An 18,054-nucleotide genomic window follows, 5' to 3' on the forward strand; every position below is an offset into this window, starting at 1 on the left:
CGGCTGCCCGCGGCGGCCCGCTACCAGGTGCTGGTGCACGATGCCGCGGGCCGGCAGGTGCTGCAAACCACGCTGCCGGGCGGCCAGCGCCACCCCCTCAACGTGACCAGCCTGGCCACGGGCACGTACCAGCTCCTGGTCACCGGGAAGCTTGCCGACGGCGCCCCCCTGCGCCAGGTCCTGCGACTGACCAAGGAGTAGCACAAGCCCCTCCCCACGCCGAAAAAAGGCTGCCCGCAGAAAGCGGGCAGCCTTTTTTGTGTGCCATTAGTTTGAGTTCCTCTGCACCAGCACTTACCTGATTTGGCGCGCTCTAAATACTCAAAGTAAAGTTGCGCTAGCTGTTTGGCGGCGACAGTTCGGTTGTCAGGTGCTGCTCGAAAAACTCGTCGCACCAGCGGCACACGTTCTGCAGGTCTGCGGTGCGGGCGTGGGCGTGGGCCTCGGTTACGCCAATGGATTCGCCCATCTTCCACGGCTCGCCTTGGTTGAGGCGCTGCATGATTTCGGATTTGGAAGCGCGCAGCAGTACGTCGGCCACTTTCTCGGTACGGGCGTCGCCCAGCGGAAACCGGGTGCCGGGACAGCAGGGGTTGATTTTCCAAAGTTGAATGCTGATTTCCTGGGGCAGTTCCGTGCCGCCCAAGAAGCCCTTGGCCCCGGAGAGGATGGCGCAGAAGTTATGGCCGGGGTCTTTGAGCCAGATGTCTTTTTCGAGGGCACGGCCGCGGGCCCAGTTGCCGCCCAGCCACATGTCTTCGGTGGCGCCCCAGTAGCCCCAGCTCAGGGGATTTTGGGTGAGGTAATGGTCCTTGTCGATGAGCGGGTCGTGGTCGTCGCCGTTCACGCCCCGGCTCTCGAAGAGGTCGGCCAGGGTCATCAGCCGGGAGCCGGCCATCTTATGGTAGCGGTCGATGCTGGCAATGTCGAAACGCGTGACACCCTTGGCGATGAGCAAGTCCAGGATATCGCCGGTGAGCAGGTCGCCGTTGGTTTGCAGCATGACCTGGGTGCGGCCCTGGTATTTCTCCTGCACGGCATCGAGAATGAGGTAGAGCTTGGCGCGGTCGGCAATGGGCTCGCCGCCTGAGAGGATGAGCCGGTCGACCTGGTCGGGCAGGTTGCGTACGATGCGTAGGCAGTCTTGGGCACTAATGCGCGCACCCTGCGGCCCCGACGTGTTGTAGCAATGGTCGCACTTGTCGTTGCAGAGCTGGGTGAAGACCCAGTACACGGACTCGCAGTGGTTGAAATCAGTTTTCATGTAATGTAGCGGTACGAATTCGTACGAACGTCGGGCTCCGCGCTATCAGTCAGTCATGATGAGCGGAGCCGAAGCATGACTGACTGATAGCGTTTATACTATAAATATTCAGATTATCATATTTCTTTTCTGCTGAACACTTTCCCAAAAAGCCAGCTCGCTGCCAATGGCGGTGCGGGCATCCTCCACGAACGCTGCCACCGAGGCGAAGCTGGTGAGTTGGCCCTCGTCGAGGTAGGCAAACCGGGTGCCCACGGTGAGGGCTTCGCGGCTGTCGTGGGTCACGAATAAGGAAGTAATCTGGTGCTGCCGGCTCACGCGCAGAAACAGCTGCTGCATATCGGCCCGGGTCTGGGCGTCGAGGTTGCCGAAGGGCTCATCGAGCAGCAGAAGGCGCGGCCGGATAATGAGGGCGCGCCCAAATGATACACGCTGCCGCTGCCCACCCGAGAGCTGATACGGCGCTTTTTGGGCCTGCTCGCGCAGGTCCAGCTCATCAAGCAAGGCCGTTACTTGCGCGGTGATTTCGACCTGGGCCACCCGCCGGATCCGCAGGCCAAAGGCCACGTTCTCGAACACCGTGAGGTGCGGAAACAGCAGCGGCTCCTGGTAGAGGTACACCATTTGGCGCTCGTTGGGCGGCACGGGGCCCAGGTCCTGGCCCCGCAGGTGCAGGGTGCCCGCATCGGGCGCCTCCAGGCCAGCCAGGATTTTTAGCAGCGTGGTTTTGCCCCCGCCCGAGCGGCCCAGCACGGCCAGCACCTCGCCCTGGTTCAGCACCAACGAAACATTGCGCAGCACCGGCTGCCCGCCAAACTGCTTCGAAAGATTAGCTACGGTGAGCATTACACTGATTTATAGTTAAGGAAATATAATGGGCTCCGGGCTAGGTGCTGTTAGAACGCTCACACTGAGTGCTATCAAAACGGTCATGCTGAGCGTAGCCGAAGTATCTCGCTCGGGGAAGTAAACCAATCGATTGAATTAGTGGTAGCACGCGAGATGCTTCGGCTGCGCTCAGCATGACCGTTTTGATAGTGCTCAGCATAACGAAACGCACTAATGGTGCTCAGCAGGGCCGTTATACCAAAGCTCCTGCCCCGTACGCGGCCGCATCGATGGTCAGGCGCTCAGGGGCGGGACGCACGCCGCAGAGCCACTGGGTGAGGCGGTCCATGTAGTTATCGAGGTGGGTGATTTGCTGCACGCCATGCTCTACGATGGGGTCGAGGGTAGTGGCAAGCAGCGTGCCCCCGTAGGCGTGGGTTTGCCAGGTGATGACCTCGCCCTCAGCATTGGTTTGGATGATTTCGGCGGATTCCGGCACGTGGGTGTACACGCCGTGGGTGTGCCAGCAGGCTTGGCGCGGGGTGAGGCCCTGGTACACGGGGTGGTCGTAGTTCGTGGCCGACACGGGCGGGTTGGTGGGGTCCGTCACCCACCAGTAGTTGTTCACGGGGCGGTCTTCCCATTGCGCGTCCAGCCAGGCGGTGGACGAGTCGCCTTCGAGGAAGACCTTTTTACCGGCCCGTAGGAAATCGTAGATGAGGTCCTTTTTCTCCGTCAGCACCGCCTGGTTCGATTGGAAGGGAATGGCCAGCGCGTCCAGGTCGTGCACGGCCGCGGCGTCGAGGTCGTGCACATAGAGCAACTGGTAGAGGTCGCGGTACTTGGGGGCCGTAGCCAGGGCGTAGTGCGACCACACCCCGTTGAAAAGCAAGCCTATCTTAGCCATGAGCGGGAACGGTTGAAGAGGAAACGAGTTGAAGAAAATTGCGATATATCGTGACCAGCGCGCTTTCGGTGCGGCCGGCATAGGTCACGTCGGCTAGGGGGCCACTGGCGGTGAGCAGCATCCGGCCGGCGGTACTCACCTCATCGAGCACTACGACGGGGCGCTGCCAGGTATCGGCCAGTACCACATCGGCAGCCGGAGCGGCTGCAATGTAGCCGCAGGCCCACCAACCGCTCATGCCGTGCGAGAAGTTCAGCTCGTCGAGGTCGAAGCCGCGCAGCAGGTCGTAGCGGTCGGTACCGGGGGCGTAGCGCACCTCCAACGTGGGACGGGAGTTGTCCATCACCCACTGGTTGCCGGGCACCCAGGCGGTAAAGAAGCCGTCGCAGCACACCAGAGCCTTGCCGGCATCCAAAAAGTCCCGCACCTTATCCTTTATTTTCAGCATAGCCACGTGGTCGGAGCCGTTGGGCACCACCAGCAGGTCGTAGGGTGTCAGGTCGGGGTTGAAGTCTTTGGTGATGAAGCAAGTGGTGTACTGCACCAGCTCATTTGAGACGTAATACTTTTCCAGCCCGACAAGGCCGTTGGAGATGAGCAGGGCTTGCAGCATTTTAAGTTGTTTGGGATAGTAGTGGACGACGCGAACGGGGGGACCTCCCCCCGGCCCTTCTCCCCAGGAGAGGGGAGCCGGACGATGTGGTATGCTGGCTACTGAGCCGCCATGGTAGTCTATGGTAGTGATGCAGTGTTCGACTAACAATTGATAACTAGCGCAGTTTCAGAATCTTTTTCAGATCATCAGCCTCCCCTTCTCCTCAAGAGAGGGGCCGGGGGGAAGGCACCCCTGCTAAACAACAGTTACGGTTTGCGTAGCAGGGCAGATTTATTGACCAGTAGCAGCAGAGCTGGGGGCAGCAATACTAGCAACGAGGCAACGGCGGCTAGCTGGGCATTGGCTTCGCCTACGTAGGTAAATACTTGAACGGTGAGGGTGCGCACCTTGCCTACACTCAGTACGTTGGTCAGGCCGAAATCGAACCAGGTGAGCAGGAACGTTTGCACCAGGGTGGTGCGCAACAGGGGCCAGGCCAGCGGCAACAGCACCTGCCGCAAGGCCTGCCCCGCCGTGCAGCCCAGCGTGCGGGCCAAGTGCTCATACTCCCGAACCTGCGGCGACCAGAAGCTGCGCAGCAGCAGGGTGGCAAACGGCAACGCTACCAGCCCCAGCCCCAGCAGCACCCCGCCCACCGAGCCCGACAAGTGCAGCCGGATAATAAACGGCTGGATGAGCACGGCCAGGAGCACCGGTGGCAGGGCGTAGGGCAGGTAGCTGGCGGCCTCCCACTGCGCGGCGCGGCGGCTGCGGGCAATGGCCCGCGCCAGCGCGAAGCCACTTGCCGTGGCTCCCACTGCCACCGTGCCGGCCAGCAGCAGGCTGCGCCCCAGGCCAGCCAGCAGGTCGTTGTCGGCGGCCAGGAGGCTGCGCACGGCAGCGAGGGAATAGCGCATGGGCAGTGCCGCCGGGAACCGCCAGTCCTCCCCCACCGCCAGCAGCCCGAGCAGCACAAAAGGCAGCCCAAACAGCAAGGCGAGGAAGAGCGTGAGGAGCCGGGAACGCATGGGGAGAGCGGTTTCTGGAGTTAGGGTAACGTAGCGCGGACTTTTAGTCCGCGTCCGAGAACGAGCTACTGACGCGGGGACGCGGACTAAAAGTCCACACTACGGAACGGAGGCGGTGTCGCGGGCCCGGCCCGTGAGGCGCAGCAGGCCTATCAACCCCAATAACCCGGCGGCGACCAGGAAGCCGGCCAGGTAGGCGCTGGGCAGCTCCCGCAGGTCGAAGCGCTGGAGGCGGGTGGCAATGTATACGGACAGCATCTGGGGGTAAGGGCGGCCCAAGAGGAGCGGAATATCGTAGGCCCCGAGCGTGGCAATGAAGCTGAGCAGCAGCGTAGGCGCGGCCTGGCGCAGCAGCACCGGCACCGCCACCCGCCGCCGAAACTGCGCGGCGCTGGCCCCGAGTGTGAGCGTAAGCTGATAGTATTCAGCCAACCGGCTTTCCTGGTAAATGGCCTGGAACAGCAGGGTGAGAAACGGGAATGAGAGCAGCACCTGCGCCAGGATGATGCCCACGCCGGGCCCGTCCTGCACCAGCTCCGGGAAGTCCTCCAGGTTGGCCGTGAGCCCGAAGCGAAAGCTGAGGCGTGACAGCCATCCGGCCCGGCTCAGTAGCTGAAACAGGTAGAAGGCGACCACCAGCGAGGGCATCAGCAGGGGTACGTAGAGCAGCGCGGGCAGGGGGGGCCGCCGCAGGGTGGGCTGTGCCCACAGCACTAGCAGCAGCGCCAGCCCCGTGGATATTCCCACCGAGGCCACGGCCACCCAGGCGCTGTACAAGGCCGCGTAGAGCAGGCCGGTATCAGCCCCCAGCGCCCGCCAGTAGCGCCCGGTGAAGCCGGCTGCCAGCGGCCCCGCCAGCCCCACGCTGCCCAGCAAGGCGTAGGCCAGCCCCGCCACGGGTAGCCCTACCACCAGCAGGCCGTAGAGCCAAAGTAGCAAACGCGCAGGTGACAGCGTGGCAACGGTTCCGGGCATCCGACAGCTAGCGTGAAATTTGTAAAAGTCCTATTTTAAGCTTTTTATTCAGTGCCGCGCCGCAGATGTCTCTTCTCAAAGGATGCTCGAAGGAGCATCGAAGGAACGTCGGACACAGTGCGGTTGGGCAGCGGGCGGACGGGCTTCAGAAAATGCTATTTATTCGTCAGCACCAATTCTACTTTTCAATGACGTACGTCCGGAAATCCTTGAATAGCCGGGTCATGTACTCCGGGTCGGGCTCGGGAAGGGCCAGGCCCTGGATGGCCTCGCGCCGGGGGGCGTAGCGGCGCGACGGCAGCTGCTCAAACTGCTCGCGCTGGGCCGCGGGCAGGGCCTGCAAATTGAGCACGGTATGGTCGCCCCACACGTTCGGGTCCATCTTTTTGAGCTGGGCTTCGGGCGAAATCAGGAAGTTGATGACCAGCAGGGCCGCTTCGGGGTGCTGGGCGCGCCGCACGATGCCCAGGTAGTGCGAGTTCCGAATGGTGCCGGGCGCCGGCACGTAGGCGCGGGCGGTGGCCGGGAATACCTTTTGGTTCACCTTATTGTCGACCTCGGCGTCGTTGTTGGAGAAGGTGAAGGCCACCTCGCCGTTGGCAAAGAGCTGGTGCAGCGGCGCCAACTGCTCGGGAAAGGTCCGGCCCTGTTTCCAGAAGTAGGGCCGGCTCTCGTTCAACTGCCGCCACAGTGCCCCCGACCACTTCTGATACACGGCCTCGTCGAACTTACCCTGGAACAGCTTCGGGTCGCCCGATAGGGCTATCATCCACGATTTCAGTAGGGTCATGCCGGTAAACTCGTTCGGGATGGTAAATTGACCAGGGTGCGCTTTCAGGAAGGCCGGCAGCTCGGCAAAGGACTGGGGCGGGCGGGTCACCTTGCTCGAATCGTAGATAAAGGTGAACTGCACGTTGCCCCAGGGGCACTCCATGCCCGCCACCGGCTGCTGAAAGTCGGTATTGATGAAGGGATTTTGCAAATCGAGAAAGCCGGCATTGGGCAGTTGGGCCACGAAAGGCCCGAGCAGCCCGTTTATCTGCCGGAGCTGGTAGAAGGTTTCGCCGTTAATCCACAGCAAGTCGGCTTCGCTGGGCTGGTCGGCCTGTTGCTCGGCGGCCAGCGTCTGCACCAGTCCCGCCCCCTGACCAGCGGAAATTTGCAGGTCGATGCCATAACGGCGCTTCAGTTCAGGCCGCACATAGCCATTCATGTAGCGGTTGATGAGCGGGTCGCCCTGCCACATCACCATGCTCACCGTTTGGCTGCGGCCCTTGGCTTCGATTTGCGGCCAGGTTTGGGCAAGTATCTGCTGGGGTTCGCGGGGCTTATCGGAGCCGCAGCCGGCGAGCAGGGCGAGGAGCGAAAGGAAGAATTTTTTCATAGGATTTGGGTAATCTAAAGAACGTCAGGCGGTGCACAGCCGCGTCACCTCACCCCCTGACCCCCTCTCCAAAAAAGAGGGGGCACCGGGCTTGCTCTGAGTTAAGAGCTAAAAGTGAGAAGTTAAAAGGCAGTTGATTTTTAACTCTTCACTTTTAAATCAACCCGACTTTCAACCCCTTTCACGTCTGGGCTGAACCAGTGACCTCTCTTTTTTGGAGAGAGGTCAGGGGGTGAGGTTACTACAGCGCATACCGCAGCCCAAACTGGAACTGGCGGGGCGCGCTGGCGTTGCGCCGAATGATGCCCGAGCCCGCCGCACCCGTCTGAATCTGGTTGCTTTGGGTGGCGTTGTTGGCGTAGCCGCTCAGGTTTTGGGTATTGAGCACGTTGAACACGTCGGCCGTCAGCTCCAGGCGGCTGGTTTTCTCACCAAAGCGGAAGGTGTACTGCGCGCCCACGTCGAACGTCTTGGACCAGGGCAGCCGGTCGGAGTTGCGCCCTTCGCCGGGGTAGCGGTCGGCGTTGCCGAGGTAGGCCGTGCTGAAGGAGCTGCCGTCGCCATTCAGGTCGTTGGTGAACACGTTGGTGGTGCCCGGCACGAGGTAGGCGCCCGTGACGCGGTTGACGGGCTGGCCGCTTTGCAACAGAGCCGCCATGGTAAGACGCAGGCTGCTAATGGGATAGTAACTGCCAATGGCGTTGATGACGTGCGTGCGGTCGTTGATGGAGTTAGCGAACTCCTTGCCGTAGTTGTTGCCATCGGCGGCCCGGAAATTCACGTCTTCGGTATTGTTTTTCAAGTTCGGGAGGGTGTACGACACACGGTAGCCGTACTTGTCCTCGGCGGCGTCCTTCTGCACGTTGAAGCTGGCGGCCATGTAGCGCGAGCGGCCCGCCGACTCGGTCATGACCACGCTGCGGGCCACGCCCGTCACTTTCTGGCCGTTGATGATGGCGTAGGTCCCCGTGGCATCGGTCACGATGGGCACCGGGCGGGTGGCATCGGCCTGCGTTTCGGTGCGCACCACCACGTTGTTGGGGTCGTTTTGGGGGTATTCCGATACGCCGTTCACGTTCCGCAGCCGGAACAAATCGTAGGAGCGGTTATACATCAGGTCCACGTAGAACAGCGTTTTGCGGTTCACCTGGTATTGGTAGCCCAGCGTAGACTGGTGCGAGTACGGGTTCTGGTAGCCGTTGGGGTTCAGAATGCGGCGCTCGCCGCCGAATACGGTAGCGCGCTGGCCCTGCAAGCTCGCCGCCGAGGGCCCTTGCAGGTAGGGCACATTGCTGGCGCTGCCGCTCTGGTTGCCGTCGAACGTGATGCGGTCCACGTTGGTATTGGCCGGCAGGGCGCCCACCCGCACCAGTTCACGGAGCTGGGCCTTGTAGTCAGCCGAATTGGTGTTGGCGCCCAGGGCATCACTGTACACCGTGTACAAAATCTTGTCGTAAAACAGGCCGTAGCCCCCGCGCAGGCTGCTACGCTCGCTTAGGCGCAGGTTGAAGTTGGCACGGGGCGCGATGTTGTTGCGGTCGCCGTTTTCGGCCCCGCCCTTCGAAAGGTTGTCGTAGTCATAGCGCACGCCCAGCGTCACGTTCAGGCGGTCGGTCACGGCCACGAGGTCTTCGAGGTAGATGTTGTAGAGGTTCTGAGTGGTGCCGAAGGAGGCCGGCCGCAGCTCCACACTGTAGTTATTCACTTTCACATCATCAGGAATATCGTTGATGCTCAGCCCGGCGCCGATGTTTCGGGTGCGCAACGCATCGAGCTGAGCCTGGGTCAGCTGCACGCTGTAGCTACCGTTGGGGTTGCCGCCGCCAAAGAGGGAATGTTCGGTACTGATGATGCCGAAGCCGCCCTTGAAGGTGTTGCGGCCGCTCAGGAGCGTGAACTTCTGCTGGGCCTGCCAAGTGTTCTGGTGCGAATCGAAGAGGTAGCCAGGGTGGCCGAGCACGGCGATGGCTTGGCCGTTGGGGCCGCTTACGGTCACATCGGGGCTGTCGGGGTTATCGGCGCGGGCGTAGTTCCAGCGGAAGCGGGCGTACTGCACGTCGGTTTGGGAAGTGAAGCGCTGGCCGACGTACACGTTCTGCGAGGCGATATTGAGGGAGTTACGGTCTTGCCGGTTGCCGGTGGAGGGGAAGGCTACGCCGCCGTCGAGCCCGCCGCCCTGGCGCTCGATGTTCACCAGGCCCACGTTGGCCCGCAGCGAAGAGCGGAACCGCTCTGTCCAGCGCTGGTCGAGCTTGCCCGAAAGGTAGGTGAAGCGGTTCTCGCCCCGCACCGTGGCGTTTACACCCAGGGCGGGCGAGGTCAGCACGTTGTCTTTGAAGTCGAAGGTTTGCTCGGCGTTCAGGTAGAAGAACGTTTTGTCCTTCACCAGCGCCCCGCCCACCCCGAAGCCAAACTGCTGGCGCTGGAAGCCGCTTTTCACCTGGTTGCCTGACAAGTCGCGCTGCGCGAAATCCGTCTTGCCATCAATGCTAGGCCCGGGGCGGGTGAGGTAGAAGACCTCTGCCGTCAGGTCATTGGAGCCCGACTTGGTGGTCACGTTCACAATACCGTTGGCCGAGTTACCAAACTCGGTGGAGAAGTTGTTGGTCAGCACGTTCACGTTCTGGGCAAAGCCCACTGGAATGGCAAAGCGCTGGCCACCGAGGAAGTTCTCGTTGTTATCGAGCCCGTCAATGAGGTAGTTAGTGTAAAGGCCATTGGCCCCGTTAATGCTCACGTTGGGGGCTTCAGAGAAGAAGCCCGTGGCCAGCGTCACGTTCGGCAGCCGGTACAGGGCGCGGGTGATATCGCGGGCCTCAATGGGAATCTCGCGCAGTTCACGGGCTGATAACTCGGCCGCCACTTCCGCGTTCTGGGTATTGATGGTGGTACCATTGTTGGGCGCGCGCACCGTCACCCCTTCCAGGGTCTGGCTGCTGAGCTGGGGCAGCACCAGCGTGACACTGGGGCTGGAATTGGCGCGGAGCGTGAGGTTGGCCTCGCGCACGGCCTGGTATTGGTCGTTCGCGGTGGTGCTAACGGCATAGCTGCCGGCTGTAGAGAGGCCCCGGAAACGGACCTGCCCCTGGGCGTTGGTGGCCTGCTCACTGCTGAAGCCGATGGCGGCATTGTCGAGGTGCACGGGCAAACCCATGACGGGCTTGCGAGCATTATCCAGCACCGACACCACCAAATCAACCTGGGCGAAAGCGTGAGAAAAAGGGGCCAGCAGGAATAATAGCAGCCAATAGGAGGCAAGTTTTTTCATAAATAGAGCGAAGGCAACGAGTCAAAAGAGAAAACACTGACGCACCCGTGGGCTACTAGGCCTCACGCAAGGCCCCGTGCTCCACGGGAGCTGAATTATACCCGAGTTAGCTAGTGAACGGGGGGCCCCCGCTGCGAGAGCGGCGCCCCCACGAATGCCGCATGGTAGACAAGTGGCACCGACACCCCGGCTGGCCGCCGGGCCCGTAGCAGGCGGTGCAATCGGGTGCGTAGCGGCCCGGCGGGCAGCTGCGGGAGCAAGCGGGCCAGGTCATGGGCGTCATCCACATCGGTCAGAGTGCGTAAGATGCGTAATTCCGCACCGCTCCCCCGCAGGCAGGAGGCGAGGCATTGGCCCAGCTTGTTGGTTTGCCAGGGCAACGCGGTCCAGACATCGGCGTCGAAAAAAGCCCGCTTTACCCCCAGTAAATACACGCCCCCATCGGTAGCCGGGCCGAGCACAGCATCCGTCGAAGCCAGCAGGCGCATGGCTTGGCGCAGAAGTGCCACGCTCAAGTGTGGGCAGTCGTTGCCGATAACAATCAGTTGCTCGTAGCCCAGGGCAAACCCTTGCGTGAGCGCCGCCGTGAGGCGTTCGCCAAACGTACGGCCCACCTGCCGGGCCGAGTCTACACATAAAAAGTCTGCCCCCACCCGGCGGGCCACAGCCGTTGTCTGCTCAATTAGCTGCACGGCCACTGCCGCGTTGCTGGCCCGGTCACCTTGGCTCACCCACTGCTTATGAGCTGCTTCCGCGCCGGCAGAGCGCGTAAACAACAGGATGGCAACGGGGGAGCAGATTGAATTCAATGAAGAGCGGCAATGTGCCCAGGGTAAGGTACTCACGTCGGCCAGGGGCGGCGCGCTGGCAGCAACCATTCCCTACGTAGCCGTTGAGGTTTCAGATTTGCAGGTGCACCAACCTTAGGGCGATTTGCAGCCGTTTATTATCACCTATTTATCTCCCCAACTTTTGCGGAAAGTGAACCCGTGGGGCACTTGCCAGCCTCCGGCATCAACCAGCGCTACAGGTCCGTTCCCTCATTTCACGGCACGAGGCACAGCCACGCCCGACTCTTCCAAGTCCCGTGGCGCGTAGCCATATGGATTCTTCGGGTCCTTACCAGCCCGCCACAGCACCCAAATTCCAATAATTATCAGTGGAATGCTCAGCAGCTGGCCTTGATTGAGCAGCTTGCCGTTCTCAAAAGCTACCTGGTTCTCCTTCAGGAATTCACCTAAAAACCGCTGAATGAACAGCAGCACCACGAACAGCCCAAACAGCCTGCCACGCGGCGTGCACTCCTTCGTCCGGTTCCACATCGAGTAAAGCAATACCAGCAGGAAAATGCAGAACAGCGCCTCGTAAATCTGGGTGGGGTGCCGCGGCACGGCTGCTCCCTGAATCAGGTGCTCAGTATCGCGCGGAAACAGGAAAGCCCACGGCACGTCCGTCGGCTTGCCCACGATTTCGGAGTTCATTAGATTCCCCGTCCGAATACAGGCCCCACCCAGCGCCACCACGATAACAATCCGGTCGAGCACCCACAGGTAATCAAACTTATTATTTCGGGCAAACAGCCAGCACGCGAATAAGATACCAATCGTAGCGCCGTGGCTGGCCAGCCCGCCCTGCCAGATGCGGAACACCACCATGGGGTCGGCCATCAGCGCGTCGAAGTCATAAAACAGCATGTGCCCCAGGCGCGCACCCACGATAGTGCCTACCAGCATGTAAATCGTAATCACGTCGACCCACTGCGGCGATGTGCGCTCCGAACGATAGATGTGGGTCAGGATGAACGTGCCCAGCACGAAGGGCAGCATGAAAAACAGCCCGTACCAGCGTAGCACTATCGGGCCGAGCTCATGGCCCATCACCGACCAGGGGCCAAATTTGTGGATAATAGGGTCGACGTTCCAGTAAATGGCGGCGAGGAAAGGCAGCATGCGGCGTGGAAATTAGATATGGCCCAAAGGTACTCAGGGCACGGGGCTTGATGGTTTTGAGACGATGACGAGATGACTACCGACGTCTCCGTTTTACATAGCGAGGTGCGCGTATTAGGCCGTCAGCCAAATCATCACACGCGTGGAGACATCTTTTGACACCTTCTTTGGTACGGTCCTGGTAACGCTCAACCAAGGTGCGAAAGGCTGATTCGTAGCCCAGTTGTAACTGCGCTATCAGGTCGGCGTCAGCAGCAGAGCTAGGCAGTTGAGCACGGGTTGGTGGGTCATTAGCCAAAAGCAGCGGGAACGTACAATCCACAGGAAATGACCTAAAGTTAGATGAAGTACCGATGCAGCATTGGTTCTTTACCCGCCGCACCATGATTTCCAGACATTAGGTACTATTCGCTACGGAAACTTGCGCCAGGCTGCGCGCTTTTTTACAAATACGCTGCGAAGCAATACTTTATAGCCCCACGTTTCCCAAGCTTAGGCAGCGGCAACACGAGGCTGGTCGGGAGCGCAAAACTCGCCGGTCCAGCCTCAAGCTTATCCCCATCCCAACGGGTGCTACAGCCCCGCCAACTCCTCGGCAAAGCCGCCGCTGAGAATGGGGAACCGCAGCCAGGAGCGCGGGTCCACGTTGTAATCGTCGAGGTGGAAGCTGGGGGCGTAACGCTCACGCTTCCACTGGTTGCGGCTCCAGAGCGAGTAAAAGCGCCGCACGTAGGTTCGTAGCTGCTCGTGGTCGAAGCCTGTTTCCTCGGTATCAAGCGCGGCCAGCACCTGGCGCGGGCTGAGACGGTCGTAGAACGCCAGCCGCTCGATGCGGTTGAGCAGGGCGTAGGGCATGAGGTCGCGCTCGTCGGTCTGCTTTTCTTCCAGGGGGCGTAGCTCGGCGGTGGGTTGCAGGGCGTTTACGTGGCGCAGAGCGGCGTAGCCCAGTTCGGTTTCGGCCCAGCGCAACCACTTCTTTACGAAATCCTTGTCGACGCCCGCAATGGGCGAAATGCTGCCGGCCGTGTCGCCGTCCATGGTGCAGTAGCCCACACTGGCCTCGGAGCGGTTGGAGGTGGTGATGAGCAGGCAGTTTTGCACGTTGGCCAGCAGCCAAATGGCCGGGGCCCGCACCCGCGCCTGAATATTTTGCAGGGCCAGGTCGTCGGTTTTCCAGGTCAACTCCCGTTCCAGCGCGCCCTGGATTTTACCCACGTAGCCGTTCACTTCATCGTCGATGCCCCAATGATAGAAGCGGGCGCCAATGCTGTCAGCCAGCTCCTTAGCCGAGTTGAAGGTGTCGTCCGAAGAATTTACCGTGCCCTGGTAGGCGCAAGTCAATAGCTGCCGCACCAGTTCCTGGTTGGTGCTCGGCGCTCGGTGCTCGGTGCTTGGCGTTTCATTTTGCACCACTTGCGTGGCTTTGCCGCCGGCTCCCTCCTGCTGCACCACCGTCTCAGCCTCCGGAAAGCAGCCGCTGCGGCGCTTAAACTCTTCTACACCCAGCTCTTCCACGCCTAGCCGCACCATTTCGGCCACACCCACGGCGCAGAAGCAGGAGTCGGCCCCGCCGCTTAGGCTGAGCACGAACCCACGGGTGCGCGCCTTGCGCAGGTAGTCGAATAAGCCCAGACTCATGGCCTGGTTCAGCTCCTTGTATTCATCCGGTACGGCCAGCGGCACGATTTCGGCCGCCGGCTCTGGCTTGGTCGTGAAATCCACATCCAGCCACTCCAAATCAACTTCCTTGAAGCTCAGCAACTGGTTGCGCCGCAGCAAATGGCCATTGCGCGCCACCAGAATCTCACCGTCGTAAATAATGCGGCCTGCCTCATTGCCCAGCAAATTGGCGTAGAGGTAGGTGCAGTCGAACGTGCGCGAAGCCTTCATCACCAGCTGGTAGCGCACGTCGGTCTTGCTCATGGCGAAGTGACTGGCCGAAGGGTTCACAATCAAATCGACCTTGCCCACCAGCCGGCACGCCGGCCGCACGTCGTCGGCCCGCCAGGCATCCTCGCAAATCTCGAAGCCGAAGCGCACGCCTTGGTGCTCAAAAATAAGGTCGCCCAGCGGCCACGTCTCCCCTTCCCAGCTCACGGTCGTCGTTTCGCCCGCCAGCCAGGGTGTAAAAAACCGGGTCTCGTAGTGCACCCCGTCGTTGGCCAAAAACTGCTTGGCCACGAAGCCCAGAATCTGACCGTCGCGCAGCACGGCGGCCGTGTTATACGTGCGGCGGTCAAGGCGTATCGGCAGGCCCACCACCACGCAAATCCCCTGGGTCCACTCGCGCACTCGCTGCAAGTGCGCCAGCGCCGCCTGCGGCATCCAGTCGCTCAGAAATAAATCTTCGCAGCCGTAGCCGCTCAGGCACAATTCGGGCAAGCACAGCAACTCCACCCCGCTTTCCTTCGCCATCTCAATAGCAGTGCGGATATTTTGAAGGTTATGCTCCCAGTCGATGGGGACTTGGTTGAGGGCGGCGCCGGCAATACGCATGGGAGGTGTTTAGGAATTGAATGTTAAATAAAGGCTAAAAGGCTACGCTATAATAACGGCTGATATACCGTCCTGTTTTTTCCGGAGCCATCATTCCGCTTCGTAGCAACGACGCTGATTCGAAATTCACGAAAGGCATCAGCCCGCCATGCGGATGCAGTCCCAGGCGGCTTCAATACTGTTCCTCACTCATTCAGTCAAGATTTCAAGCCACTCCCAGTGCCGTCAGGGCCCGGTCAGCTGCCAGCTGCTCCGCTTGTTTCTTGCTCAATCCCATACCGGTAGCCACCACTTCCTCGTCCAGTAGCACCGTGGCCGTAAATTCCATCATGCCGCCGGGCCGGGCCTCCCCGCTGATGTCGTAGCGCAGCACTTTGCCCTGGCGCTGCGCCCACTCCACCAGCTTGCTTTTGAAGTTAGCTGTGGTGGTGGTCAGGGCGTGCACATCCACAAAACCCTTCACGAGGCGGGTCAGCACAAATTTCCGGGCCGCCTTGTACCCCAAATCCAGATACACGGCTCCCACTAGGGCTTCGAGTGCGTTGCCATTTACAGAACGCGAACGGGCGGCACGGCCCTGCGCGACATCCAGTTGTACCAGCTTGTCAAGCCCCAGCTTGAGCGCGATGTTGTTGAGGCTTTCCCGATTTACAATGCGCGAGCGCACCTCTGTCAGAAACCCCTCCTGCTCGTACGGGTACTTCTTGAAAAGATACTCGGCAACCACCGTGCCCAACACGGCATCCCCGAGGAATTCCAGCCGCTCATTGGTCTGGTGGCGGCCGATGGTGGGCTGCTGCCGCACCGCCGACGAGTGGGTAAAGGCCAGCCGATACAACTTCACGTTGATTGGCGTAAGGCCCGTGACCGTGGCCACCGCTTGCCGAAAAGCCTTATCAGAACCAAAAAACCGGGAAACGAAGCCGAACAAAACGGTAGAAGCTAATTGATAATAGGGAACTTGACTAAATGTAGAACGTCATGCTGAGCTTGCCGAAGCGTCTCGCGTGCAATAGTAACTCAATCAATTGGCTACCACACACGAGATGCTTCGGCAAGCTCAGCATGACGTTCTATTTTGTGCAACGCAATACTAACCTATAATTTACGGAACACGACTGAAGTGTTGTGGCCGCCAAACCCGAAGGTGTTGCTCATAGCCACGCGCACGTCGCGCGTCTGGGCTACGTTCGGCGTGAAGTTCAGCGCCTGATTAATTTCCGGGTCGGGCGTGTGCAGATTGATGGTGGGCGGCACCTGGCCGTGCTGCATGGCCATCAGACACGCCACGGCTTCTACGCCTCCGGCGCCGCCCAACAAGTGGCCAGTCATGCTTTTGGTCGAGGAAATATTAAGCTTTTCGGCGTGCTCACCAAATACTTGTTCGATGGCCTTAATTTCCGCCCCGTCGCCCAAGGGCGTGCTGGTGCCGTGGGTGTTGATGTAATCTACTTCGGCGGCCATAATACCGGCGTCGCGCAGGGCGTTTTTCATCACCAAGACCACGCCGCTGCCAGTCGGGTCGGGCGCGGTGATGTGGTAAGCGTCCGACGACATGCCGCCACCAATCAGCTCGGCGTAGATTTTGGCGCCACGGGCTTTGGCGTGCTCGTATTCTTCGAGCACCAGCGCACCGGCTCCCTCGCCCAGTACAAAACCGTCGCGGTCCTTGTCGTACGGCCGCGAAGCACCGGCCGGGTCATCGTTACGCTCGCTCATAGCTTTAAGAGCGTTGAAGCCCCCGACGCCCGATTCGGTGATAGCGGCTTCGGAGCCACCGGTAACCATCACATCGGCCAAGCCAAGACGAATATTATTGAACGCAGCAATGATGGAGTCATTTGATGAAGCGCAGGCTGACGTCGTCACGAAGTTCGGCCCACGGAAGCCGTTCTTGATGGAAATGTTGCCCGATGCCGAGTCGGCAATCATGCGCGGAATGAAGAAGGGCGAGTAGCGCGGCGTACCGTCACCCCGCTCAAACTGAAAGCATTCTTCCTGCAAAGATTTCAGTCCCCCAATGCCGGAGCCCCAAATCACGCCCACCCGGTCTTTGTCGATGTTGCTTTCCAGCAGTCCTGAGTCGGCAATAGCCTCATCGGCCGCTACTACGCCAAACTGCGTGAAGAGGTCCATTTTACGCCCCTCTTTGCGGTCGAAGAAATTGTCAGCGTCATAGCCTTTCACTTCACAGGCGAAACGGGTTTTGAACTTGGCGGGATCGAAGCGGGTGATGATGGCGGCGCCGCTAGTACCCGCGCGCAGGCCTTCCCAGTAAGCCGGGGCAGTGTTGCCCAGCGGTGTAATGGCCCCAAGGCCGGTAACGACAACCCGTCGGATGGACGACATAAGCAAGCGCCACTGGCGCGAAAGATGAAACGAGATAAAACAGCAAAACCGGCCGGCGGCGGGCCGGCCGGTATGCGCAGAACAAGGTGTTCACTCTGGGCGAAACAACGAAGCCAGGTAAAATATTCCGCTCAAATAGCTGCTTCGCTCAGGTGTAACAAAAACTATTTAGCGTGCTCTTCGAGGTAGCTGATGGCTTGGCCCACGGTGCCGATATTCTCAGCTTGGTCGTCGGGGATGCTCACGTTAAATTCCTTTTCGAACTCCATAATCAGCTCGACAGTATCCAGCGAGTCGGCACCCAGGTCATTAGTGAAGCTAGCTTCGGGGGTAACTTCCGAGGCTTCGACGCCCAATTTATCAATAATAATGGCCTTTACTTTTTCTGCGATTTCAGACATTTCCGTGGGGGTTTAAGGAAAACTACGGCGCAAAGTAACGAGAGATTTTCCAACTAACCCATGGCCGTGCTTCTGAATTGCCAGTACAAGATTATGGCGGCGACTCTGGCAGCGGCCCGCCTCAGGCCGTAGCTTTGCCCTTGCCCGCTCGCGGGTGCCCCCCACGTGGCTGTTATGAAGACTTTCACCTTAGACGTTGAGTACGAGTGCGACTTCACCCTGTTTGGGCTGGTCAGTAGCACCCGCGATTATACCCTGGCCTGGACCCTGAACCGGGCCCTGCGCCTGCGCCTCATCAAGCAACCGGAGCTGCTGCTCAACCTGCTCAGTCGGGGCCGGCTAGTGTTTACCCACTACCTCCACGCCACCGAAACCCTAACGTTTCGCCTGCTGCGTAACCGCTCCATTGCCCCCTCTAATTTAAAAAAGCCGTTCTTAGCTCCCGATATCAAGGAGTACGACTACTTGCTGGCTGTGAGCAACGGCAGCGGAGCCCTCGCCGACGATGAACTGCTACAACGGCTCACGGCCCTGGATGCGGTGCAGTACGTATGCCAATTTGACCCTAATACCCTTAAATACAAGGAGAATTTGATTTTGTAGCGTAACC

At 60.3% G+C, this 18,054-nt stretch carries 16 protein-coding genes; 2 read left to right on the plus strand and 14 right to left on the minus strand.

Features of this window, described 5'->3' with window-relative positions:
* Positions 1 to 201 (plus strand): hypothetical protein (locus WX88_RS30905; RefSeq protein WP_046245781.1); only part of this gene is annotated, 201 nt, incomplete at its 5' end.
* Positions 202 to 337: 136 nt separating this feature from the next.
* On the opposite strand, the gene WX88_RS17905 is transcribed toward WX88_RS30905, so the two are convergent.
* The 14 genes from WX88_RS17905 to WX88_RS17970 all read right to left on the minus strand — a co-directional run bounded on the left by WX88_RS17905 (position 338) and on the right by WX88_RS17970 (position 17,444).
* Complete coding sequence (locus WX88_RS17905; RefSeq protein WP_046245782.1) at positions 338 to 1,264, minus strand: radical SAM protein; 927 nt, start codon at positions 1,262 to 1,264, stop codon at positions 338 to 340.
* Positions 1,265 to 1,372: 108 nt separating this feature from the next.
* Positions 1,373 to 2,110, minus strand: a complete 738-nt coding sequence (locus tag WX88_RS17910) for an ABC transporter ATP-binding protein (RefSeq protein ID WP_046245783.1) — start codon at positions 2,108 to 2,110, stop codon at positions 1,373 to 1,375.
* A 235-nt stretch (positions 2,111 to 2,345) separates the two neighbouring features.
* Positions 2,346 to 2,999: a hypothetical protein gene (locus tag WX88_RS17915; protein WP_046245784.1), complete on the minus strand. Its 654-nt coding sequence runs from the start codon at positions 2,997 to 2,999 to the stop codon at positions 2,346 to 2,348.
* Complete coding sequence (locus WX88_RS17920) at positions 2,992 to 3,612, minus strand: hypothetical protein (protein ID WP_046245785.1); 621 nt, start codon at positions 3,610 to 3,612, stop codon at positions 2,992 to 2,994. Before WX88_RS17920 ends, WX88_RS17915 begins: the two co-directional genes overlap by 8 nt.
* Before the next feature lie 248 nt (positions 3,613 to 3,860).
* Positions 3,861 to 4,622, minus strand: a complete 762-nt coding sequence (locus WX88_RS17925) for an ABC transporter permease (protein ID WP_046245786.1) — start codon at positions 4,620 to 4,622, stop codon at positions 3,861 to 3,863.
* A 99-nt stretch (positions 4,623 to 4,721) separates the two neighbouring features.
* Positions 4,722 to 5,597, minus strand: a complete 876-nt coding sequence (locus WX88_RS17930) for an ABC transporter permease subunit (RefSeq protein WP_046245787.1) — start codon at positions 5,595 to 5,597, stop codon at positions 4,722 to 4,724.
* Between the two features lie 178 nt (positions 5,598 to 5,775).
* The gene (locus WX88_RS17935) at positions 5,776 to 6,981 is read right to left on the minus strand and encodes an ABC transporter substrate-binding protein (protein ID WP_046245788.1); all 1,206 of its coding nucleotides are present in this window, start codon (positions 6,979 to 6,981) and stop codon (positions 5,776 to 5,778) included.
* Positions 6,982 to 7,222: 241 nt separating this feature from the next.
* Complete coding sequence (locus WX88_RS17940) at positions 7,223 to 10,249, minus strand: TonB-dependent receptor (RefSeq protein ID WP_046245789.1); 3,027 nt, start codon at positions 10,247 to 10,249, stop codon at positions 7,223 to 7,225.
* A gap of 110 nt (positions 10,250 to 10,359) precedes the next feature.
* The gene (locus tag WX88_RS27950) at positions 10,360 to 11,025 is read right to left on the minus strand and encodes a TIGR04282 family arsenosugar biosynthesis glycosyltransferase (protein ID WP_052732829.1); all 666 of its coding nucleotides are present in this window, start codon (positions 11,023 to 11,025) and stop codon (positions 10,360 to 10,362) included.
* 264 nt (positions 11,026 to 11,289) lie between these two features.
* Positions 11,290 to 12,198: a prolipoprotein diacylglyceryl transferase gene (gene lgt / locus WX88_RS17950; protein ID WP_072053047.1), complete on the minus strand. Its 909-nt coding sequence runs from the start codon at positions 12,196 to 12,198 to the stop codon at positions 11,290 to 11,292.
* A gap of 573 nt (positions 12,199 to 12,771) precedes the next feature.
* Positions 12,772 to 14,694: an NAD(+) synthase gene (gene nadE / locus WX88_RS17955; RefSeq protein ID WP_046245790.1), complete on the minus strand. Its 1,923-nt coding sequence runs from the start codon at positions 14,692 to 14,694 to the stop codon at positions 12,772 to 12,774.
* 205 nt (positions 14,695 to 14,899) lie between these two features.
* Positions 14,900 to 15,625, minus strand: coding sequence for a ribonuclease III (rnc, locus tag WX88_RS17960; RefSeq protein ID WP_046245791.1), 726 nt, complete (start codon positions 15,623 to 15,625; stop codon positions 14,900 to 14,902).
* 167 nt (positions 15,626 to 15,792) lie between these two features.
* Positions 15,793 to 17,043 carry a beta-ketoacyl-ACP synthase II gene (fabF, locus tag WX88_RS17965; protein WP_046245792.1) on the minus strand — a complete coding sequence of 417 codons (1,251 nt, stop codon included), beginning with the start codon at positions 17,041 to 17,043 and terminating at the stop codon, positions 15,793 to 15,795.
* Positions 17,044 to 17,207: 164 nt separating this feature from the next.
* Entirely contained in the window at positions 17,208 to 17,444 is a 237-nt protein-coding gene (locus WX88_RS17970) for an acyl carrier protein (protein WP_019948606.1), read from the minus strand.
* A 174-nt stretch (positions 17,445 to 17,618) separates the two neighbouring features.
* On the opposite strand from WX88_RS17970, the gene WX88_RS17975 reads away from it, so the two are divergent.
* Complete coding sequence (locus tag WX88_RS17975) at positions 17,619 to 18,047, plus strand: IPExxxVDY family protein (RefSeq protein WP_046245870.1); 429 nt, start codon at positions 17,619 to 17,621, stop codon at positions 18,045 to 18,047.
* Positions 18,048 to 18,054: the final 7 nt, after the last annotated feature.

This window comes from Hymenobacter terrenus (genome assembly GCF_000972495.1).
Classification (GTDB): domain Bacteria; phylum Bacteroidota; class Bacteroidia; order Cytophagales; family Hymenobacteraceae; genus Hymenobacter; species Hymenobacter terrenus.